This is a genomic window from Paraburkholderia sp. BL23I1N1, assembly GCF_003610295.1.
Taxonomy (GTDB): Bacteria; Pseudomonadota; Gammaproteobacteria; order Burkholderiales; family Burkholderiaceae; genus Paraburkholderia.
Map to the genome: position 1 here is coordinate 699353 of NZ_RAPV01000002.1, position 19701 is coordinate 719053.

Annotated in this window: 21 protein-coding genes and 1 pseudogene; 17 read left to right on the plus strand and 5 right to left on the minus strand. The window is 63.1% G+C overall.

All coding sequences use genetic code 11. The features are described from left to right. The first annotated feature begins 36 nt into the window (after positions 1–36). From B0G76_RS35790 to B0G76_RS35820, 7 genes are all read left to right on the plus strand, one after another. Positions 37–1170, plus strand: coding sequence for an ABC transporter permease (locus tag B0G76_RS35790; RefSeq protein ID WP_120297477.1), 1134 nt, complete (start codon positions 37–39; stop codon positions 1168–1170). After that, complete coding sequence (locus B0G76_RS35795; RefSeq protein WP_120297478.1) at positions 1167–2045, plus strand: ABC transporter ATP-binding protein; 879 nt, start codon at positions 1167–1169, stop codon at positions 2043–2045. Before B0G76_RS35790 ends, B0G76_RS35795 begins: the two co-directional genes overlap by 4 nt. Positions 2046–2061: 16 nt before the next feature. Continuing rightward, the gene (locus B0G76_RS35800; RefSeq protein ID WP_120297479.1) at positions 2062–3036 is read left to right on the plus strand and encodes an MlaD family protein; all 975 of its coding nucleotides are present in this window, start codon (positions 2062–2064) and stop codon (positions 3034–3036) included. A 34-nt stretch (positions 3037–3070) separates the two neighbouring features. Next, on the plus strand, positions 3071–3697 hold the full coding sequence (locus tag B0G76_RS35805; protein ID WP_120297480.1) for an ABC-type transport auxiliary lipoprotein family protein: 627 nt from the start codon (positions 3071–3073) through the stop codon (positions 3695–3697). Positions 3698–3728: 31 nt separating this feature from the next. After that, a complete protein-coding gene (locus tag B0G76_RS35810) occupies positions 3729–4886 on the plus strand; it encodes a VanZ family protein (protein ID WP_120297481.1) in 1158 nt (385 codons plus the stop codon). Between the two features lie 228 nt (positions 4887–5114). After that, positions 5115–5438 (plus strand): ferredoxin, encoded by a 324-nt coding sequence (locus B0G76_RS35815; RefSeq protein ID WP_120297482.1) that lies wholly within the window; start codon positions 5115–5117, stop codon positions 5436–5438. Between the two features lie 8 nt (positions 5439–5446). Beyond that, positions 5447–6091: an alpha/beta hydrolase gene (locus B0G76_RS35820; protein WP_120297483.1), complete on the plus strand. Its 645-nt coding sequence runs from the start codon at positions 5447–5449 to the stop codon at positions 6089–6091. A 76-nt stretch (positions 6092–6167) separates the two neighbouring features. On the opposite strand, the gene B0G76_RS43160 is transcribed toward B0G76_RS35820, so the two are convergent. After that, a complete protein-coding gene (locus tag B0G76_RS43160) occupies positions 6168–6479 on the minus strand; it encodes a hypothetical protein (protein ID WP_183082313.1) in 312 nt (103 codons plus the stop codon). On the opposite strand from B0G76_RS43160, the gene B0G76_RS35825 reads away from it, so the two are divergent. From B0G76_RS35825 to B0G76_RS35835, 3 genes are read left to right on the plus strand one after another with little or no spacing between them, the layout of a single operon-like run. Then, entirely contained in the window at positions 6421–7650 is a 1230-nt protein-coding gene (locus B0G76_RS35825) for a D-alanyl-D-alanine carboxypeptidase family protein (protein ID WP_120297484.1), read from the plus strand. The two genes, B0G76_RS43160 and B0G76_RS35825, sit on opposite strands and share 59 nt — an antisense overlap. Before the next feature lie 13 nt (positions 7651–7663). Continuing rightward, entirely contained in the window at positions 7664–8638 is a 975-nt protein-coding gene (locus B0G76_RS35830; protein WP_120297485.1) for a D-amino acid aminotransferase, read from the plus strand. Further along, positions 8610–8879, plus strand: a complete 270-nt coding sequence (locus tag B0G76_RS35835; protein WP_120297486.1) for a DUF493 family protein — start codon at positions 8610–8612, stop codon at positions 8877–8879. Before B0G76_RS35830 ends, B0G76_RS35835 begins: the two co-directional genes overlap by 29 nt. Positions 8880–8901: 22 nt before the next feature. On the opposite strand, the gene B0G76_RS35840 is transcribed toward B0G76_RS35835, so the two are convergent. Beyond that, entirely contained in the window at positions 8902–9870 is a 969-nt protein-coding gene (locus tag B0G76_RS35840; protein ID WP_120297487.1) for a transcriptional regulator GcvA, read from the minus strand. Between the two features lie 98 nt (positions 9871–9968). On the opposite strand from B0G76_RS35840, the gene B0G76_RS35845 reads away from it, so the two are divergent. The 3 genes from B0G76_RS35845 to lipA all read left to right on the plus strand — a co-directional run bounded on the left by B0G76_RS35845 (position 9969) and on the right by lipA (position 12191). Beyond that, the gene (locus B0G76_RS35845) at positions 9969–10295 is read left to right on the plus strand and encodes a DUF2917 domain-containing protein (RefSeq protein ID WP_093645639.1); all 327 of its coding nucleotides are present in this window, start codon (positions 9969–9971) and stop codon (positions 10293–10295) included. 149 nt (positions 10296–10444) lie between these two features. Continuing rightward, positions 10445–11170: a lipoyl(octanoyl) transferase LipB gene (gene lipB / locus B0G76_RS35850; RefSeq protein ID WP_120297488.1), complete on the plus strand. Its 726-nt coding sequence runs from the start codon at positions 10445–10447 to the stop codon at positions 11168–11170. A gap of 13 nt (positions 11171–11183) precedes the next feature. Continuing rightward, positions 11184–12191, plus strand: coding sequence for a lipoyl synthase (gene lipA / locus B0G76_RS35855; RefSeq protein WP_120297489.1), 1008 nt, complete (start codon positions 11184–11186; stop codon positions 12189–12191). Positions 12192–12496: 305 nt separating this feature from the next. Here lipA and B0G76_RS35860 read toward each other — a convergent pair whose 3' ends face one another. Continuing rightward, positions 12497–13111: a hypothetical protein gene (locus B0G76_RS35860; RefSeq protein WP_259460924.1), complete on the minus strand. Its 615-nt coding sequence runs from the start codon at positions 13109–13111 to the stop codon at positions 12497–12499. A gap of 106 nt (positions 13112–13217) precedes the next feature. Between B0G76_RS35860 and tauA the strand changes: the two genes are divergently transcribed. The 3 genes and pseudogenes from tauA (at position 13218) to B0G76_RS35875 (ending at position 15955) form a co-directional block, all read left to right on the plus strand. After that, positions 13218–14240, plus strand: coding sequence for a taurine ABC transporter substrate-binding protein (tauA, locus tag B0G76_RS35865; RefSeq protein ID WP_120297490.1), 1023 nt, complete (start codon positions 13218–13220; stop codon positions 14238–14240). A gap of 41 nt (positions 14241–14281) precedes the next feature. Then, positions 14282–15088 (plus strand): taurine ABC transporter ATP-binding protein, encoded by an 807-nt coding sequence (locus B0G76_RS35870; RefSeq protein WP_120297491.1) that lies wholly within the window; start codon positions 14282–14284, stop codon positions 15086–15088. Between the two features lie 32 nt (positions 15089–15120). After that, positions 15121–15955, plus strand: a pseudogene (locus B0G76_RS35875) (ABC transporter permease subunit). Positions 15956–15993: 38 nt separating this feature from the next. On the opposite strand, the gene B0G76_RS35880 reads toward B0G76_RS35875, so the two are convergent. Further along, positions 15994–16677: an HAD family phosphatase gene (locus B0G76_RS35880; RefSeq protein WP_120297492.1), complete on the minus strand. Its 684-nt coding sequence runs from the start codon at positions 16675–16677 to the stop codon at positions 15994–15996. Between the two features lie 226 nt (positions 16678–16903). On the opposite strand from B0G76_RS35880, the gene B0G76_RS35885 reads away from it, so the two are divergent. Continuing rightward, on the plus strand, positions 16904–18571 hold the full coding sequence (locus B0G76_RS35885) for a Na/Pi cotransporter family protein (RefSeq protein WP_120298052.1): 1668 nt from the start codon (positions 16904–16906) through the stop codon (positions 18569–18571). 23 nt (positions 18572–18594) lie between these two features. On the opposite strand, the gene B0G76_RS35890 is transcribed toward B0G76_RS35885, so the two are convergent. Further along, positions 18595–19365: a DeoR/GlpR family DNA-binding transcription regulator gene (locus B0G76_RS35890; RefSeq protein ID WP_120298053.1), complete on the minus strand. Its 771-nt coding sequence runs from the start codon at positions 19363–19365 to the stop codon at positions 18595–18597. Positions 19366–19701: the final 336 nt, after the last annotated feature.

The following is a 19701-nucleotide window of genomic DNA, read 5'->3' on the forward strand; positions in this document are numbered from 1 at the left end:
ATGACCCCTAATCCGATAACCAGATTGCAGCGATCCTTGAACTACGACACTCCGCCCGGCCTTGAAGTCGCGGCAGGCAGCCAAGGCAAGATCGTCCGGCTCTCCGGCCAGTGGACGGCGCTCGCACTCGCGCGCGACAAGGCCACTGGCCACGTGATCCCGCTATTGCGCTCGCTGACTCACGCTGAAGGCATCCGCCAATGGGACCTGTCGCGCATCGACCGGATGGACCACGTCGGCGGCCAGGCCCTGTGGCGCGTGTGGGGCCACAAGATGCCCCCGGACACCACGCTCACCGATACGCAACGCGACATTTTCGAGCGCATCGCGCTGCTCGACACGGTGCGCGAAAAGGTCGAGCCGGTGATCAGGTTCGATCCGTTCACCCGCCTGGGTCTGGCTATCTTCTCGTTCTTCGAGCATCTGTACGGCGGATTCGGCATGCTCGGACAGGTCGTGCTCGATATCCTCGCGATCCTGCGCAAGCCGAAAATCACGCCGTGGACCGAGATCTCCGCGAACGTCTATAACGCCGGCGCCAAGGCCTTGCCGATCACCGCGCTGGTCGCATTCCTGATCGGCATCGTGCTGAGCTATCTGTCGGCACAGCAACTGCGGCTTTTCGGCGCGAATCAATACATCGTCAATATTCTTGGGCTGTCGGTGATTCGCGAGCTGGGACCGGTGCTGTCGGCGATTCTGGTCGCAGGCCGCTCGGGTTCGGCGATCACCGCGCAGATCGGCGTGATGCGCGTCACCGAAGAACTCGACGCCATGCGCGTGATGGGCATCCCGCACGGCCTGCGGCTGATCCTGCCGCGCGTGGTCGCGCTCGGCGTGGCCATGCCGCTCCTCGTGATGTGGACCAACATCATCGCGCTGACGGGCGGCGCGCTGGCCGCGAAGATCGTGCTCGGTATCGACATGAGCTACTTCGCGCGCGCCTTGCCGAGTGTGGTGCCGGTCGCGAACTTGTGGATCGGCCTTGGCAAGGGCGTTGCGTTCGGCATGCTGATCGCCATCGTCGGCTGTCACTTCGGCTTCCGTATCAAGGCCAATTCGCAAAGTCTCGGCGAAGGCACGACGACCTCGGTGGTGACTTCGATCACCATCGTGATTCTCGCGGACGCGGTGTTCGCGATCCTCTTCCAGAACGTGGGGCTAGGATGATCGCGCCACTCACCCAGGCCGTACGCGGCCAACCGATGCCTGAGATTGCGGAGCCAGTGATCGAGGTGATCGACATCACCAAGCGCTATGGCCGCAACATCGTGCATCAGCATCTGGATTTCGACGTGCGGCGCGGCGAGATCGTCTCGATCGTCGGCGGATCGGGCTCGGGCAAGACCACGCTGGTGCGTCAGATTCTCGGCCTGGAGCGGCCGTCGTCGGGAACCATCAAGCTGTTCGGTGAGGACATCGCCACCATTTCGCCGGACACCGCGCTGCTCATGCGCAGCCGCTCCGGGATGCTGTTTCAGCGTGGTGCGCTGTTCTCGTCGCTCTCGGTGTTCGACAACGTCGCGCAGCCGTTGCGCGAACTCGGCAGGGTGCCCGACGACCTGCTGCGCGACATCGTGATGCTCAAGCTCGAGATGGTCGGCCTGCCGTGCAAGCATGCGTCGAAGATGCCGTCGGCGCTCTCGGGCGGGATGATCAAGCGCGTGGGTATTGCGCGCGCCATCGCGCTCGAGCCTGAGCTGCTGTTTCTCGACGAACCGACCGCCGGCCTCGATCCGCAGGCGTCCGACGAGTTCGTCGAACTGATCTCCGCGCTGCATCGTGCGCTCGGTCTGACGGTGGTGATGGTCACGCACGATCTCGACACAATGATCGCGCTGTCTACCCGCGTCGCCGTGCTGGCGGATCGCAAGGTGCTGGTCGCCGCGCCGGTCGAGGAGGCGGCGGGCGTCGATCACCCGTTTATCCGCGAATATTTCCTCGGCCTGCGCGGGCGTCGCGCGCTGCAGGCGCTGCCGCCGGAACGCCGCGCGAAATTGCCGCGCGCCGCGCTCGAATCGGCATCGTCCGAATTGCCGCTGTGAACCAGGGAACCTGACAATGGAAAACAAATCACATGCCTTCTGGGCAGGGATTTTCACGGTGGCCCTGCTGGGTGCAATCGCAGTGGCGGCATTTTTGTTCAACGTCGACCGTTCCGTGCGGGTGCCGTACGATCTGATCGCGCGCACCAACGTCACTGGGCTCTATACCGACGCGGCGGTGCGCTATCGCGGGCTCGACGTCGGCAAGGTGCAGTCGATCAAATTCGACCGGGACCATCCGGGGCAGATTCTGATCCGCATCCTCGTCGACACGCACGCGCCGATTACGCATTCCACGTTCGGCAGCCTCGGGTTCCAGGGCGTGACGGGTATCGCCTTCATCCAGCTGGATGACAGCGGGCGCGATCCGACGCCGCTCGCGTCGTCGGCGAAGCAGGTGGCGCAATTGCCGATGCGTCCGGGCTTGCTCGATCAGTTGCAGCAGCGCGGCGACGTTTTGCTGCGCAAACTCGAAAGGGTCACTGACGACGTCGACAATCTGTTGTCGCCGGAAATGGTCAGCCAGTTGCAGGGCACCGCGGCGAGTATCCAGAAGGCCGCGGATGGCGTCGCCACGCTGACCCAGCAGATGGCACCGGCAGCCGGCAAGCTGCCCGCCACGATCAACGCACTGGATCGCACGCTGGCATCGACCAATCAGTTGATCACCAGTCTGAACCGCCCGGACGGGCCGTTCGAGATGAACCTGAATAAGGTCGGGACGGCCGCGCAGCAAGCGGGGGACGCGCTGGTGTCGATGGACAGTTCGATCCAGGAGTTGTCGGCGCGCGTCGGTTACGACACGCTGCCACGCGTCAATTCGCTCGCCGAAGACGTGCGCTCTGCGGCCCGTTCAGTGGACCGAGCGGCCGACACGTTCAGTACCAATCCGCGCAGCGTGCTGTTCGGTGCGCCGGGCGCGTCGCCAGGCCCGGGCGAGGCCGGCTTCACGTGGCCGGCCGCCCGCACCGCTACGCACGCCGCCCAATGAAATGAATTGAAGGTCTTGAAGAAGGAACATGGTTATGTCACGCTCGATTCACCGATTGTTGTCCTCGAGCGCCGCGCTTGCGATGCTGCTCGCGTTCGGCGTGCTGGCGGCGGGCTGCGCCGGTAACCCCGCGGCGATCTCCGACATCCGCTACGACCTCGGGCCGCCAAGCCCGGCGGCCTCGGCCGGCACGCTGCCGGCGGTGAAGGTGCTCGATGTCACCGCGCCCGATAACCTGGAATCCGACAAGCTGATTTACCGGCTCAGCTATGCCGACGCGCAGCAGACGGCGTCGTACGCGAATAGCCACTGGACCATGGCGCCGTCGCAACTGCTGACCCAGCGTCTACGCGGTGCGCTCAGTTCGCGCGGCACCGTGCTGACGGGCGCGGACGGCGTGCACGCGCCGGTCCTGAAGGTCGATCTGAGCGAGTTCGAGCAGGTCTTCGATAGCCAGTCGCAAAGCCACGCCGCGGTCACCGCGCGCGTCACGTTGACGCAAAGCGGCAAGGTGATCGGTCAGCGGACCTTCATCGCGCGTGCGCCGTCCAGTTCGGCGGATGCCGCCGGCGGCGCGCAGGCGCTTGCCGCGGCCAGCGACGATCTCGTCGCGCAGATCGGCGCATGGCTCGGCGTGCAGGCGCTGGTCGCAGCGCAATGACCGGCTCACAGCGCACGCAACGGAGCGCTGCATGAGCGTTAAGCCCTGGCAGCGCCGCCCTTCGGCGCTTGCCCGCCAGGCGCTGGGGCTGTACGCGGCGCTGATCGTCTACGGTTCGTGGTATCCGTTTTCCGGCTGGCGTTCGCTCGGCCTCGCGCCGTTTGCCTATCTGTCCGATCCCATGCCGCAGTACCTGACGGCGTTCGACGTCGTGACAAACGTGCTCGGCTATATGCCGTTCGGCGCGCTGGTGGTGCTCGCGGTGTATCCGCGCTGGCGCGGTGCGCTGGCGGTCGCGCTGGCCTTCGTGCTCGGCGGATTGTTGTCGGGCGTGATGGAAGCGGTGCAAACCTATCTGCCGACGCGCGTTGCCTCCAACCTCGATCTGGCCGCCAATGCGCTCGGCGCGCTGCTCGGCGCCGCGATCATGTCGCCGGCCACGGGTGCGTTGCTCGATCGCGGCTTGTTGCGACGTTTGCGGCTTCTCTGGTTCGAGCGCGACACGGCGGCGCTCGCGTGTCTCGTCGGCTTGTGGCCGTTCGCAACGATGTACCCGGCGCCGCGCCTCTTTGGTCTCGGCAACTGGCCACGCGAACTCTGGCTGCGTTTCGATTCGGCGACCCAAGATGCCTTGCTCGCATGGACGCCGCCCGCCTGGCACGTCGGCACGTGGCCGGCGCTGGTTGCCGCCTGGCTGCCGGACGACGCCTGGGAAGCCGTCATCACCACGCTCAATCTGTTTGGGGCACTCGTCCTGGCTTCGCTGCCGGTACGCCGCCATGCGCCGCTCGTGCGCCTCTTGATCGTGTTTATCGTCGCGACCTTGTGCGTGAAGGCGGGCGCGACCTTTTTGCAATCGCAATCGGGCCTCGCATTCGACTGGGCGACGCCGGGCGCACTGGCGGGGCTCGTGTTCGGCAGCGTCGCGGCATTACTGGCGCTGCGCTTGCGGCGCGGATTGCGAGCCGCGCTCGCGGCCGGCGCGCTCACGGTCGCGCTGGTGTTCGTCAACCTGCTGCCGGTGAATCCGTATTTCGATGCCGTGCTGGCCGACTGGCGCCAGGGCCGGTATCTGCACTTCAACGGCCTCGCGCACTGGATTGCGTGGATCTGGCCGTATGCGGCGCTGGTGTGGCTCGCCTATCTCGTCGAACAGGTGTGGCTCAAGCGGCGCTTGAAGCACGCATGAGGCACGCATGAGGCACGCATAGAGCACACATCCGCACGGCCGGATGAGTCGCGCGAAGCTACGCAGGGCGCACGCCAGAAGGTGCGCTGCGATCCCGGCCGGGCCGTCGAGTCGTCCTGCCCTCCGTTCAGCGACCGCCGCCCCCGCTCGCTATAATCGTTCGCACACTAGGCGCGCCGCAGCGCTTCCAGCGCCATTCCTACTCTTACAGTCTCGCCTCCGGACATCATGGACTCCTTCTACAAGTACCACGTCTTCTTCTGCCTCAATCAGCGCGAACCCGGCGCGGAGCGTCCGAGTTGCGCGAATTGCAACGCACAGGCGATGCAGGAATACGCGAAAAAACGCGTGAAGCAACTTGGCCTCGCCGGCCCCGGTCAGGTGCGGATCAACAAGGCCGGTTGCCTCGAGCGCTGCGAGCTCGGCCCGACGGTCGTCGTCTATCCGGAAGGCGTCTGGTACACCTACGTCGACGAGAGCGACATCGATGAAATCGTCGATTCGCATCTCGTGAACGGCAAGATCGTCGAGCGCCTGAAAATCGATCAATAAGCCTCGTCATGAATGCACATACGAAGAAATATCTGATCGACGGCCCGGTCGGCAAGATCGAAGTCGCGCTGGATCTGCCCGACGACGTGCGTGAAAACGGCGCCGCACCGCGCGGCATCGCGCTGGTCGCGCACCCGCACCCGCTATTCGGCGGCACGATGGACAACAAGGTCGCGCAGACGCTCGCGCGCACGCTTGTGCAGTTGAACTACGTGACATACCGCTCAAATTTCCGGGGTGTCGGCGAAACGCAAGGCGAGCATGACGCCGGCATCGGCGAGCGCGGCGATCTGCGCGCCGTGCTCGATCACATGCGCGCGCAAGCGGGCCAAAGCGATCTGCCCCTCGTACTGGCGGGTTTTTCGTTTGGCACTTTCGTGCTGTCGCACGTGGCTGCGAAGCTGCGCGAAGAAGGCCAGGCGATCGAGCGGATCGTGTTCGTCGGCACCGCGGCGAGCCGGTGGGAGGTCGCGCCCGTGCCGGAAAACACGCTCGTGATTCACGGCGAAACCGACGAGACCGTTCCGATTCAGTCGGTGTTCGACTGGGCGCGGCCGCAGGAATTGCCGGTCGTCGTGATTCCGGGGGCAGAGCATTTTCTGCATCGCAAGCTGCACGTCCTGAAGCGGATCATCGTCGACGCGTGGCGTTAATGAGGTGCGGGGGCGTGCCGCGTGTGTTTTTCGGGGTACAGGTACGTGCAAACGCAAATTAATCGCCACCCTTTGGTCAAAGATACCAGGACAGCGCGCGTATAATGGGCGCTCTTTTTTGGGCGCAGCTTCGCCCACCCGGCAGTTCGCGCGACGCGTAGCTTTTTTGCGCGCGCAGCGGTGCCGGATGCGAGGCGTGCTGCGCGAACCGATCGCGTGGCCGGAAGTCCAATGGGCGCCGCGCCGTTTTTACGGCCTGACGCTCGCCGACCGGCTCCTCAAAACTATGCGCCTTGCGCGCGATGTATTTTTCCGCACGAATCGACCCTATGCGTTTCTCCACCTCCGGCCGCACGTCATTCCCGTCAGTTTCTTCTTTCGTTCCCACTACGCTTAGCCGTGCCGTCACCCTCGGCGTCGTGTTGCCGGCAACGCTCGTTGCCAGCACGGCGTTCGCGCAAGTGCCGCCGCCCGCGGTGAATGCGCGCTCGTGGGTGCTCGTCGACGCAACCAGCAATCAGGTGCTCGCATCGGGCAATGCCGACGAACGCGTCGAACCGGCCTCGCTGACCAAGCTGATGACCGCGTACCTCGTCTTCGAAGCACTGCAGACGAAGAAGATCACGATGGACCAGACGGTGATGCCGAGCGAAGCGGTGCGCCGCGTACGCACCGACGAATCGCGCATGTTCATCGAAGCGAACAAGCCGGTGACCGTGCACGATCTGGTGTACGGCATGATCATCCAGTCGGGTAACGACGCGGCGATCGCGCTGGCCGAACTGGTGGGCGGCAGCGAGTCGCAGTTCGTCAACATGATGAACACCGAAGCGGCGAAGCTCGGCATGAAGAACACGCATTTCGCCGACGTGAACGGCATGCCCGACCCGCAGCACTACACCACGGCGGGCGACCTCGCAGTGCTGTCGGCGCGCCTGATTCGTGACTTCCCCGACTACTACAACATTTTCTCGGTCAAGGAATTCACGTACAACAAGATCAAGCAGCCGAACCGCAACCGTCTGCTGTGGATCGACCCGACGGTGGACGGTCTGAAGACCGGCCACACGCAAGCTGCCGGCTACTGTCTGATTGCGAGCGCGAAGCGTTCGCTGCCGGGCACGGCTGACGGTTCGCGCCGTCTCGTCTCGGTGATGATGGGCGAGACCAAGGAACACGACCGCGTGCAGGACAGCCTGAAGATGCTGAACTACGGCTACACCGCGTACGACACGGTGCGTCTGTACAAGGCGAATCAGGTGGTGGGCACGCCGCGCGTCTACAAGGGTGCGCAGGACACCGTGCAGATCGGCGTGAAGGGCGATCAGTACATCACCGTGCCGAAGGGCATGGGCGACAAGGTGAAGCCGCAGATCGAGCAGATCGATCCGCTGATCGCACCGATCGCGAACGGTCAGCAGGTCGGTACGGCGAAGCTCGTGGCCGACGGCAAGGTGCTGGCGCAATTCCCGATCGTCGCGTTGCAGGCTGTGCCGCAAGCCGGTGTGGTCGGCCGCGTGTGGGATTCGCTGATGCTGATGTTCAACAAGAAGAAGTAAGAGCCTGATTGCGATGACCGCTGTTTCCGATGTGTCGCTCGACCCGATCGTTTATCTGAACGGCGAGCTGGTGCCCTTGTCCGAAGCGCGCGTGCCGGTTCTCGACCGCGGCTTTATTTTCGGCGACGGGATTTACGAAGTCGCGCCCTTGTATCCGCATGCGAGCGGCCGCACGGCGTTTCGCTTCAAGCATCATCTCGCGCGCCTCGCGCGTTCGCTGGACAAGATCGGCATCGTCAATCCGTTCGACAACGCCGGCTGGCGCGAGCTGATCGAACGCGTGGTCGCGGCCAATGAAACGGACGCGGGTCTGCGCGCCGATCAGGACGCGATTGCCTACGTTCAGGTCACGCGGGGCGTTGCGAAGCGTGGTCACGCGTTTCCGTCCGGCGTTCAGCCGACCGTGTTCGTGATGGTCACGCCGCTGAACCTGCCGGACGCAGCACAGCGCGCGCAAGGCGTGCGCTGTGTTACCGCCGAAGACCGTCGCTGGCTCAATTGCGACATCAAATCGGTGTCCCTGCTCGGCAACGTGCTGATGGCGCAATACGCCGCCGAAAACGACGCGTTCGAGACAATCCAGTTTCGCGACAGCATGCTGACCGAGGGTTCGTCTTCGAATATCTGGATGGTGAAGGACGGCGTGCTGTACGCGCCGCCGCGCAGCAACAAGATTCTCGAAGGGATTCGCTACGGTCTGATCGAAGAGCTGACGAGCGAATGCGGCATCCGCTTCGAAGCGCGCGAGATCGCCGAAGCCGAGCTGCGTGCCGCGGACGAGATTCTGGTCAGTTCCGCCACCAAGGAAGTGCTGCCGGTCACGCAGCTCGATGGTCAACCGGTTGGCAACGGCAAGCCGGGGGCGGTGTTTGCCGCGTTGTACGCGGCCTATCAGCGAGCCAAGGCCAAGGAAGCGCAAGAGGCGCAAGAAGCGCACGAAGCGTTGCAAGGAGTAGAAAGTGAATCCCGCGAAAGAATCATTGCTTGAGTTTCCGTGCGACTTTCCCATCAAGATCATGGGCAAGTCGCATCCCGAGTTCGCCGAGACGATGGTCACGGTGGTTCAGCAGTTCGATAACGAAGTCGACCCCGCACGTGTGGAAACTCGGCCATCCAGTGGTGGCAACTACACGGGTTTGACGATCACGGTGCGCGCCACGAGCCAGGTGCAGCTCGACGATATCTACCGCGCGCTTACCGGCCATCCAATGGTGAAGGTGGTGCTTTAACGCCAGGCTTGGTGCTTGGCGTTTATGGCGTGACGCGCAACGCGTCCGCCGCCAGATCGGCGCATGCTTCAGGCCCGACCTCGCAAGCTTGGTCAAAAAGCTGTTTGAACCGCCCGACTTCTTCGAATACCCAGGCACGGAACGCCTTGACGCGCGCAGTTTCAAGCATCTGCGGCGGGCAGATGAAGTAGTACTGCCACGGGCTCGGTCCATCCACGTCGAATAGCCGTACCAGGCGGCCTGCTGCGATCTCGTGCATTGCCAGCGAACGGCGCGTGAGCGCGATCCCCTGACCGTCGATGGCCGCCTGCAGCAGATTTGACGAATCCTGGTACAGCACTCCGCGCTTCGGTTCCGGCCAGTCGACGAGGCCGGCGGCGTCGAACCACGGACGCCAGAGTTCGTCGTCCGAGCGCAGCAACGGGACCTTGGCCAGATCGGCCGGCGTTTTCGGCAGTTTGCCGCCGTTGAAATTCGGCGCGCAGGCCGGAAAGAAAATCTCCTCCAGCAGCAACTCCGAGTGCAGCCCCGAATATTTGCCGTAGCCGAAGCGGATCGCTACGTCGACGTCGTCGCGCGCGAAGTCCGTTAGCGCGTTAGTGGACAGCAGTTCGAGGTCCCATTGGGGGTGCGCCTCGATAAAGCTGCCGAGGCGCGGCGTCACCCAGCGTGCCGCAAACGAGGTCAGCATGGAAACGACCAGGCGCCGCTCGCGGTCGCCGGCGCGGATTTCGCGGGTGGCGTCGACAAGCGCCGTCAGCCCGGCGCGCACGCGCGCGGCGTAGCGGCGGCCCGTGTCCGTGAGCCGGACGCGTTTGCCGTCGCGGGCGAAGAGCGCGACGCCCAGCTCCGCTTCAAGTGCGCGAATCTGGTGGCTGACGGCGCCGTGCGTGACAAACAGTTCGTCCGCGGCGCGCGAGAAGCTCTCGTGGCGGGCTGCAGCTTCGAACGCCTTGATGGCGTTCAGCGGGGGGAGTTGCCGGAGGTCCATCGCAATATTTCTCACATAGAGGTGAAAATAGATCGTTTTGCGTAAACCCTTGCTACGCCTACGATTGTAGTCACGAAACGAACTTTGGCGAGGGCATCATGCGAGAAATTTCCTCTAGCATCGGGTTTGAAATCCGCAACGGCGAAACTATTCCTATGAAGGTAGCACGCAGCACCAAGCTGGTAGTGCACGGCGGCGCGGTGTGGGTCACGCGCAGCGACGATACCGAAGACTACTGGCTGCAGCCAGGCCACACACTGCGGCTGCGGCGCGGTGAACGGTTGTGGTTGAGCGCCGAGGGCAGCACGCATGCGAAGGTCGCGTTTTCGGTGCCGACGCGCTGCGACGAACGTGCGCTGAACTGGCTCGCGCGGGTCGGCGAACGGCTGGCGGCCCGGATGCGCGGGGGCTGGCGCACGGTGTGACGATGCGCTCGGGCCGTTTAGCGAGGGCGCACCTGCGTCGCCGCTAAACGGCCGCGACGGCAAAGGCGCGCCAGATGTTCGATGTGCCGGCGCCGCGAATGCCGGCACGTCCGGCGGGGTTTCCCAGATTTCGGTAAACTGTCGGGATCATGTGTGCCACCCCGGTTTCTCCGTCTCCCTTGCCCGCCACGGCGCCGCTTACGCTGCGCTGGCTTGGCAACGAATCATACGAAGCCAGTTTCGAAGCGATGCGCGCGTTCACCGACGCGCGCATCGCCGATACACCCGACGAAATCTGGCTGGTCGAACACCCTCCTGTCTTTACGCTCGGCCAGGCCGGCGATCCGGCGCATCTACTGGCCGCCGATAGCGGCATTCCACTGGTCAAGGTCGACCGGGGCGGGCAAATCACGTATCACGGGCCCGGACAGGTCGTCGCCTATCTGCTGCTTGACCTGCGCCGGCGCAAGCTGATGGTGCGCGAGATGGTCACGCGGATCGAGCAGGCCGTGATCGACACCCTCGCGGCGTATAATCTCGCCGGAGAACGCAAGGCGGGCGCCCCCGGTATCTACGTGGCGCCCGGGCCGGACGCCGTGCTGCACGCCGGTGCCAAGATCGCGGCTCTGGGTCTGAAAATCCGCAACGGCTGCAGCTATCACGGCGTGAGCCTGAATGTGAACATGGACTTGCGGCCGTTTCTGGCCATCAACCCATGCGGCTACGCGGGGCTCGAAACAGTCGATATGGCAACGCTGGGCGTTGCCGCCGGCTGGGACGACGTGGCCCGTACCTTTGCAGCACGCCTCACCGCAAACCTCGACGGCAGTCCCGCGGCCGTCGCCCAACCGCAGGCCGGTGCTCTCACCGCCTGACTGGACCGAACGAATGACTGACGTTACCGCGAACCTCGCAGCCTCTCCCGCTCCCGACGCCGTGCCGGCTTTCGCCGCTGCTTACGACGCTACCGCGAAGCAGAAAGCACAAGCCAAAACCGCCCGTATCCCGATCAAGATCGTCCCGATCGAAAAGCTGAAAAAGCCGGACTGGATCCGCGTCAAAGCGGCCACCGGCAATTCACGCTTCTACGAAATCAAGCAGATTCTGCGCGAGCACAACCTGCACACAGTGTGCGAAGAAGCGAGCTGCCCGAATATCGGCGAATGCTTCGGCAAGGGCACCGCGACGTTCATGATCATGGGCGACAAGTGCACGCGCCGCTGCCCGTTCTGCGACGTCGGCCACGGCCGCCCCGATCCGCTCGACGTGGACGAGCCGGGCAATCTGGCTCGTACCATCGCCGCGCTGAAGCTGAAGTACGTGGTGATCACGAGCGTGGACCGTGACGATTTGCGCGACGGTGGCGCGGCTCACTTCGTGGAATGCATTCGCCAGACGCGCGAACTGTCGCCGGAAACGCGCATTGAAATTCTGACGCCGGACTTCCGCGGCCGTCTGGACCGCGCGATCGGCATTCTGAACGCCGCACCGCCGGACGTGATGAACCACAACCTTGAAACGGTGCCGCGTTTGTACAAGGAAGCGCGCCCGGGTTCGGACTACGCGCATTCGCTGAAGCTGCTGAAGGACTTCAAGGCGCTGCATCCGGACGTCGCGACCAAGTCGGGTCTGATGGTCGGCCTCGGTGAAACCGAAGAAGAAATCCTGCAGGTGATGCGCGATCTGCGCGAGCACAATGTGGACATGCTGACGATCGGCCAGTATTTGCAACCGTCGGAGCACCATCTGCCGGTGCGCTCGTATGTGCATCCGGACACCTTCAAGATGTACGAAGAAGAAGCGTACAAGATGGGCTTCACGCATGCAGCGGTAGGCGCGATGGTTCGCTCGAGCTACCACGCCGATCTGCAGGCGCATGGAGCTGGGGTGGTCTGAACGGTTGAGTGTGCTGTCAGTTTGAAAAAACAAAGCCCGCACGCGTTGCGGGCTTTGTTTTTTGGGGCTTGCCGTTGCCGCTTGAGTGATGCGTTGGCAGTCTACTCGAGCGAGCTACCGGTAATACCTTGCAAGTAGCATTGAAATCGAGGCCAAGGTTCCACCGATGATGGTGAAAGGGTACATGAAGTAGATAAAGCGCTCGCGAAACGCACGGTTCTCGATGACGTAGTCGATGAGATTGGGCATCTTGGTTCCCCCTGCGAGAGTGGTTGAAAAAGTATATCCCAACGGCTTTAAATTAGTTAGGTTAACGAATAATTAGATATGGAAAAGGAGAACGCTACGATTGCTGTCATCAACGGCGAAAGCCATATCAGCCCCTGGTCACGTGCTCTCTCGCGCTCGTTATATACCGGGCAGGATGCCGAATCCGCCGCGGCAAACGACACGAGTACGGAGGCCGCGACGATAAACAGCACGTGCCAGATCAGTCCTGCCAACATGAAAGAGAGCGTGAGGTTCGTCGACGCTTCGCCAAGCGCACAACCAATTTCATAGCAGGCGCTGGCGCACATCGAAATGACGACCCATGGCAACTGGCCGTCTCGAATGGCTCTCGTCGCGATGCCTTTCGACGCGTGGCGATAGAGGCGCGAGAAGCTCAATAGAGGCAGCAGGGCAATCGGCGCGAACACCGGTACACCGACGTTGAAAAACAACCGGCTCAAGCGGCTAAGATAATCGACCATAGGAATGCGAATTGAAGGAAACCTGCTGATCATGCCGCTGCTGCGGAAGCGCGACAATCCGCCGAACGGCCAGCTTGCGCCCAGGCGTCCCAAGCCGTCATCATCCGCTTGAGCCGCGTCGCCAGGGATCGCGGCCGGCGGTCCCGTCCAACCGAACGTGAAAAGCAATGCTCGAACAGCATCATTAGCAATCGCGGATTAATTGGAACCGCCCGCGGACAAACTCCCTATAGTCGAAAGCCTCCCAGACAACACGCACTAAAGGGGCTTCCCGATGAACCGCTTCCTCCGTCCGCTCGCCGCGTTCGCTACGCTACTGGCACTGTCCGCGCCGTTTTCTTCCGCGGCATACGCCGACACCAAAGAAGTCGTGATCGCGTATCAGGACATGGTCGTGCCGTGGCGCTTTGCGCAGGCCACGGGCGTTGTCGAGAAAGCCACCGGCTACAAGGTCACCTACCGCAAGCTCGGCAGCGGCGCCGACGTAATCCGCGCGCTGGCTTCGGGCTCGGTGCAACTCGGCGAAGCAGGGGCGGGCCCGATTGCAGCCGGACTGTCGCAAGGCGCCGATATCTCGCTGTTCTGGATTCTGGACAACATCAACGACGCTGAAGCGCTGGTCGCGCGCGACGGTTCCAACGTCACCAATATCGCCGGCTTGAAGGGAAAGAAGATCGGCGTGCCGTTTGTGTCCACGTCGCACTTTCACACGCTGGTCGCGCTGCAGAACGCCGGCGTGAATCCGTCCGATGTGAAGATCGTCAATCTGCGCCCGCCTGAAGTCGCGGCGGCGTGGGAGCGCGGCGACATCGACGCGACTTACATCTGGGACCCGGTGCTGGCGAAGGTGAGGAAGAACGGCAAAGTGCTGATCACATCGGGTCAGGTTGCGCAGCAAACCGGTAAGGCAACTTTTGACGGCTTCGTTGTCGATCGTAAGTTTGCTAGCCAGAACGCCGATTTTGTCGCGCGCCTTGTGAAGGTGCTGGCCGCGACCGATGCGAGCTACCGCGATCACACGTCGGCATGGACGGCGACGTCGCCTCAGGTCGAAGCGGTGGCGAAGGAATCCGGCGCCACCGCGCAGGAAGTGCCCGCGAGTCTCGCGTTGTATGCGTTCCCGACGCCGGCCCAGCAGGCGTCGAATGCATGGCTTGGCGGCGGTGCGCAATCCGGCGCGGCCAAATCGCTCGCCGCGACGGCTGCATTTCTGAAGACGCAAGGCACGATCCAGAATGTGCTGGCCGATTACTCGACCGGCGTCGACCCCCAGTTCGTGCAGCGTGCGGCGCATTGACGTTTGCGGATACTTATCCATCAGCATCATGAGGCACGGCGATGAGCGGTCTTGAGATACGGCGGTTGCACGTCGCTTACGAAGGCGCGCGCGGCGCGGCGCCGCACATCGCGCTCGCTGACGTCGATTTGCGCATCGAGCCGGGCGAATTCGTCGTCGCGCTGGGTGCGTCCGGTTGCGGCAAAACGACCTTGCTGAACTGCATCGCCGGTTTCATTCAGCCGACTGCAGGCGAGGTGCGGTTGAACGGTGAGCCCGTGCCTGGGCCGGGCGCGGACCGCGGTGTCGTGTTCCAGAAGTACGCGCTGATGCCTTGGCTCGACGTGCTCGGCAACGTCGCGCTCGGCTTGCGTTTTCAGCGTGTGCCGAAGGCGCAGCGCGAGCGCATCGCGCTGGAGATGCTGGCACTGGTTGGGCTTGAGAAGCATGCGCGCTCGCGGGTCTATGCGCTGTCGGGCGGCATGCAGCAGCGCGTGGGTATTGCACGCGCGCTGGCAAGCGATCCGCAAGTGCTGCTGATGGACGAACCGATGGGCGCGCTCGATGCGATGACACGCGAGTCGATGCAGGAACTCGTGCTGGATGTCTGGGGCCGCACGCGCAAGACGGTGTTCTTCATCACGCATAGCGTGGAGGAAGCGCTGTTTCTGGCGACACGCCTCGTCGTGATGACGCCGGGGCCGGGCCGCATCGCCGAGAGCTACGACCTGCCATTCGCGCGGCGCTTTCTGGAGACACGCGACGCACGTGCGGTCAAGTCGTCGCCGGAATTCATCGAATGGCGCGAACGGCTGGTGCGCCGTCTGCACGAACGGAGTGAACGGAATCAGGAAGAGGTGCTGTCGTGACGGCTTCGCGTAAATCTTTGGGCACTGTGCCGCTGACCCAGGCAAGCGAGCCGTCGCGACGTAAAGCGCGGCCGGTGCGCGGCTGGCGTTTGCCGGGCGAAGGCCCGACCGCGGCGCTGAGCGCAGTCTCGGTAACGACGCTCGCGGCGCTTTGGTGGCTTGCTACGCATCTGCACTGGCTGCCGCCGCTGTTTCTGCCGACGCCCGAGGCTGTCTGGGCCGCGTTTCTGGACGCCTGGCACGGCCGCATTCAAGGCGGTTTGCCACTCTCCGAACATCTCGCGTGGAGCGCGCTGCGCGTGTTCGGCGCGTTCGCGCTGGCCGCGGTCACGGCTGTGCCGGTTGGAATCTCGATGGGCGTGAGCCGGGTTGCGCGCGGTTTGCTGGATCCGCCGCTGGAGTTCTATCGGCCGTTGCCGCCGCTTGCGTATCTGCCGCTGGTGGTGATCTGGTTCGGCATCGACGAAACGGCGAAGATCGTCGTGATCTATCTCGCCTGTTTCGCGCCGATTGCGATGGCGGCGCGTGCCGGCGTGCGCAGTGCGACCATCGAGCAGATTCATGCCGCGTATTCGCTAGGCGGCCGCTTTACCCAGATCGTGCGCGACGTGGTTCTGCCGGCGGCGTTGCCTGAGATTCTGACCGGCTTGCGGATTGCCATCGGCTTCGGCTGGACCACGCTGGTGGCCGCCGAGATGGTCGCGGCCACCGCCGGCCTCGGTCAGATGGTGCTCAACGCGTCGAGTTTTTCTGCGTACCGATGTGGTGGTGATGGGCATCGTGCTGATCGGATTGATCGCCTGGCTGTTCGATCTCGGCATGCGCGCGCTGGAGCGGCGGCTGGTGCCGTGGAAGGGGCGTGTGTAGCTGTCAGCCCGTGCCGGCACGCGCCAAGCCCACACAGTTCAGGCAAACAGTTCAATCACCGGCCAGCCGCGTTCCGTGGCAATGACGCGCAACCGCGGGTCGGGATTGGTCGCGACCGGATGCGTGACACGCTCGAGCAACGGCACGTCGTTGATCGAATCGCTGTAGAACCAGCTCTTCGGAAAGTCCTGCAGACGGTGGCCGAGCGAAGCCAGCCAGCCCTCGGTGCGCGTAATCTTGCCTTCGCGGAAGGTCGGTACGCCGACGGCGTTTCCCGTAAAGCGCGCCAAGGGATCGCCGCCCTCGGTGCCGAGATCGATCCCAAGCAGATGTTCGAAGCCGAGTGCTTTGCCGATCGGCTTCGTAATGAACACATTGGTGGCCGTGACGATGCAGCACAGATCGCCTGCTTCGATGTGGCGCTGCACGAGCTCTCGCGCGGCCGGCAGGATGACTGGCGCAATCACATCGTTCATGAACTGCGCATGCCATGCGTCGAGCTGCTCGCGCGAGTGGCGAGCCAGCGGCGCCAATGTGTAGTTCAGGTAAGCGGTCATATCGAGCGTGCCGGCCACATATTGCCGGTAATAATCGTCGATTTCTTCCGCGTGCCGCGCAGCGCCTTCTATGCCCAATCCGGCGATGAAGTGGGCCCACGCCTGATCGCTGTCGAGCGGCAGCAGCGTATGGTCCAGGTCAAACAGCGCAAGGTTGCGGCTCATCCAGAGTCCTCATGATGAAGTGGGCAATTTAAATAGTTGAGCGAATCGCGTGCCCGGGCCATCAGCCGGCACACAGCGATCCACCGCTTTGCGCGAGCGTATAGTTAAAAGCACAAAATTACAATAAGGCAAAAATGTGCAACACTACTGTCATAAACGCCCCGGGTGCCGGTTCGTGCGGCATGCGGTTCGGATCATGGCAGCAGGAACGGATGCGCAGCGCCTTATGTTGATTCTCCTAAACCTCCTGGCTGGTGTGGCGCTCCTCGTGTGGGGGTCGCACATCGTACGTACGGGCATCCTGCGCGTGCTCGGCGCCGATCTGCGCAGCGTCCTCGGCCGCAGCATCAGCAGCCGCTGGTGTGCCTTCCTCGCGGGCGTCGGCGTCACGAGTCTCGTGCAGAGCAGCAACGCAACGACGGTGATCGTCACGTCCTTCGCGGCACAAGGTCTATTGCCGCTCGCCAGCGGCCTTGCGATCATGCTTGGCGCCGACGTCGGCACCGCGCTGATGGCGCGCTTGCTGACACTCGATCTGTCATGGCTGTCGCCGATCCTGATTCTGTCTGGCGTGCCGATCTTTCTGTCGCGCAAGCAAACCCGCCTCGGCCAGATTGGTCGTACGCTGATCGGGCTCGGCTTGATCCTGCTGGCGCTGCATCTGATCGTCGAAGCCGCCCAGCCGATGATGCAAGGCGCCGGCGTGCGCGTGATGTTCGGCGCGCTAACCGGCGACACCATGCTCGACGCGCTGGTCGGCGCGGCATTTGCAATGCTGTCCTATTCGAGTCTCGCTGCGGTCCTGCTGACAGCGACGCTTGCCCCGTCCGGCGTGATCTCGCTGAAGGTGGCGCTGTGTCTCGTGATCGGCGCGAATCTCGGCAGCGGCTTGCTGGCGCTGATGGGCACGTTCGCGCAGAACGTGGCGGCGCGGCGTCTGGCCTTGGGCAGTCTGGCGTTCAAGCTGGCCGGCGCATTGCTTATCCTGCCGTTCGCGCCGCTGCTTGCGCGCGGCCTGCCGGTGCTGATCGCGAATCCACGCGAAGCGGTGGTCGGCTTTCACGTGATCTACAACACGCTGCGTTGCTGCGCGTGCCTTTCGCTGATCGATCCGGTGGCGCGCATCTGCACGCGGATGTTGCCCGACCGGCCGCAGCCCAACGGCGAACTACGGCCGCTGCATCTGGATACCGCCGCGCTTTCCACACCCACGCTCGCACTCGCGCACGCTGCACGCGAGGTGCTGCGGATCGGTGACATCGTGCGAACCATGCTCGATAACGTCGCGGACCTGATCCATGACAACAGCCTCGAAAAGGCGCGTGAAACGATTCGCATGGACGATGACGTGGACGAACTCTACGCCGCGGTCAAAAGCTATTTGACACTGATCTCCCGCGAGCAGCTCGACGAAGCCGAGAGCCGCCGCTGGACCGACATCATCTCGTTGACGATCAACCTGGAGCATGCGGGCGACATCATCGAGCGGATCGTCTGCGATATTGAGGAAAAGAAGATCGCGCACCGGTTATCGTTTTCGGAGGAGGGGCTAGGCGAACTGGACGACCTGCAGGCGCGGCTCGTCAGCAATCTGCAGCTTGGCCTGTCGGTGTTTCTGAACAACGATCTGCGTTGCGCCGAGCGGCTGCTGGCGGAGAAGGAGCGCTTTCGCGATCTGGAGCGCGCGTATTCCTATAAACACCTTGACCGGCTCGCTGGGCAAACCTTGCGCAGCATCGAGACCAGCGCATTGCATCTGGATTTGATCAGCGACATGAAGCGGCTCAATTCGCTGTTCTGTTCGACGGCCTATCCAGTGCTCGACGCAGCCGGCGCACTGCGCGACTCGCGCTTGCGCAAGCGCGTGCTCGATACGATGCATGTGAAGGAGTAGCCCAGTGCGCCAGGTCTCACGCACTAAGCCAGCACGATCTCTTCCAGCTTCTTTTTGAGCGCTGCAAAGTCGGCGGTTTCGGCCGCTTTTTTGTTGGTGACCAGCACGTCGATCCGATCAACCGGACAGTACGAAATCCGGCTGCGCTGACCGATCTTGCTGTAGTCGGCGAGGATCACCACGCGGTCTGCGTTGGCGACCATGGCGCGCGCCACTTCGGTTTCAGCGTGATCGTAGCTGGTCGCGCCGTGCCGATGATCGATGCCGACCGGCGAGAGCAAGGCCATGTCCGCACGATAGCGCTGGATGTCGAGCACGGTGGTGGCGCCGGTGGTCGCCATGGCGCGATCGCTGATCGAGCCGCCGAGCAGGATCACTTCGTTGGCCGCCTCCGTTTGATCCGCGACGCCACGCATTTTCAGCGCGACGTCGATGGAATTGGTGACGATCGTCAGGTTCGCCAGTTTCGCCAGCTCTTCAGCGAGCGCCGTGGTGGTGGTGCCCGCGTCGATGAAAAGTGTCTGCCCGCTTGTGATTAGTCCGGTGGCTGCCTTCGCGATCGCCGTTTTGGCTTTGACACGCATGTGGGCGCGCTCGGCGATCGGCGCCTCGTCGGCGGGTTTGATTGCGCCGCCATGCACGCGCTTCAGCTCACCGAGTGCTTCCAGGTCGAGCAGATCGCGCCGCACTGTTTCGCGCGATACCCCAAGGTCCGCCATGATCCGTTCGGTCGACACGCGTTGAAGCGTGGACAGCAACGCGCGAATTCTCTGATGACGGTCTTCCTGCCACATGCGTTTTTCCTTGGATGCGAACGCGCTCACACGGCTCGTTTTTTAATAGTGCCATCGTGGACATGGATGTGTGTCCGGACGATGTCAAGCGTACTACTTTAGCCGGATTGTGTTGTATTTTTTTGGCAGCTTGCAAGTTTGTGTATTTCATCTTAGCCTTCGCAAATCGAAGCGCCTTGCCGATTTCGAACATCAAATGTTCGGAAAGGAATTGGAATATCCGATTTCGAGCATTTTGCGGCGTTTTTTGGCAATTTGCATGATTCATGTCGTTGCCATTTATGGATACTGGAATCTGCCGCCTGAACCATTCGCTGCTGCATCCGGCGCTGCCTG

Excerpts from the sequence above, each read along its gene's own strand:
- B0G76_RS35885 (WP_120298052.1), top strand. The coding sequence starts at position 16,904 with ATGTTGATTCTCCTAAACCTCCTGGCTGGTGTGGCGCTCCTCGTGTGG.
- B0G76_RS35825 (WP_120297484.1), top strand. The coding sequence starts at position 6,421 with ATGCGTTTCTCCACCTCCGGCCGCACGTCATTCCCGTCAGTTTCTTCT.
- tauA (WP_120297490.1), top strand. The coding sequence starts at position 13,218 with ATGAACCGCTTCCTCCGTCCGCTCGCCGCGTTCGCTACGCTACTGGCA.
- B0G76_RS35810 (WP_120297481.1), top strand. The coding sequence starts at position 3,729 with ATGAGCGTTAAGCCCTGGCAGCGCCGCCCTTCGGCGCTTGCCCGCCAG.
- B0G76_RS35820 (WP_120297483.1), top strand. The coding sequence starts at position 5,447 with ATGAATGCACATACGAAGAAATATCTGATCGACGGCCCGGTCGGCAAG.
- B0G76_RS35845 (WP_093645639.1), top strand. The coding sequence starts at position 9,969 with ATGCGAGAAATTTCCTCTAGCATCGGGTTTGAAATCCGCAACGGCGAA.
- lipA (WP_120297489.1), top strand. The coding sequence starts at position 11,184 with ATGACTGACGTTACCGCGAACCTCGCAGCCTCTCCCGCTCCCGACGCC.
- B0G76_RS35805 (WP_120297480.1), top strand. The coding sequence starts at position 3,071 with ATGTCACGCTCGATTCACCGATTGTTGTCCTCGAGCGCCGCGCTTGCG.
- B0G76_RS35840 (WP_120297487.1), bottom strand. The coding sequence starts at position 9,870 with ATGGACCTCCGGCAACTCCCCCCGCTGAACGCCATCAAGGCGTTCGAA.
- B0G76_RS35815 (WP_120297482.1), top strand. The coding sequence starts at position 5,115 with ATGGACTCCTTCTACAAGTACCACGTCTTCTTCTGCCTCAATCAGCGC.
- B0G76_RS35830 (WP_120297485.1), top strand. The coding sequence starts at position 7,664 with ATGACCGCTGTTTCCGATGTGTCGCTCGACCCGATCGTTTATCTGAAC.
- B0G76_RS35795 (WP_120297478.1), top strand. The coding sequence starts at position 1,167 with ATGATCGCGCCACTCACCCAGGCCGTACGCGGCCAACCGATGCCTGAG.
- B0G76_RS35890 (WP_120298053.1), bottom strand. The coding sequence starts at position 19,365 with ATGTGGCAGGAAGACCGTCATCAGAGAATTCGCGCGTTGCTGTCCACG.
- B0G76_RS35800 (WP_120297479.1), top strand. The coding sequence starts at position 2,062 with ATGGAAAACAAATCACATGCCTTCTGGGCAGGGATTTTCACGGTGGCC.
- lipB (WP_120297488.1), top strand. The coding sequence starts at position 10,445 with ATGTGTGCCACCCCGGTTTCTCCGTCTCCCTTGCCCGCCACGGCGCCG.
- B0G76_RS35880 (WP_120297492.1), bottom strand. The coding sequence starts at position 16,677 with ATGAGCCGCAACCTTGCGCTGTTTGACCTGGACCATACGCTGCTGCCG.
- B0G76_RS35870 (WP_120297491.1), top strand. The coding sequence starts at position 14,282 with ATGAGCGGTCTTGAGATACGGCGGTTGCACGTCGCTTACGAAGGCGCG.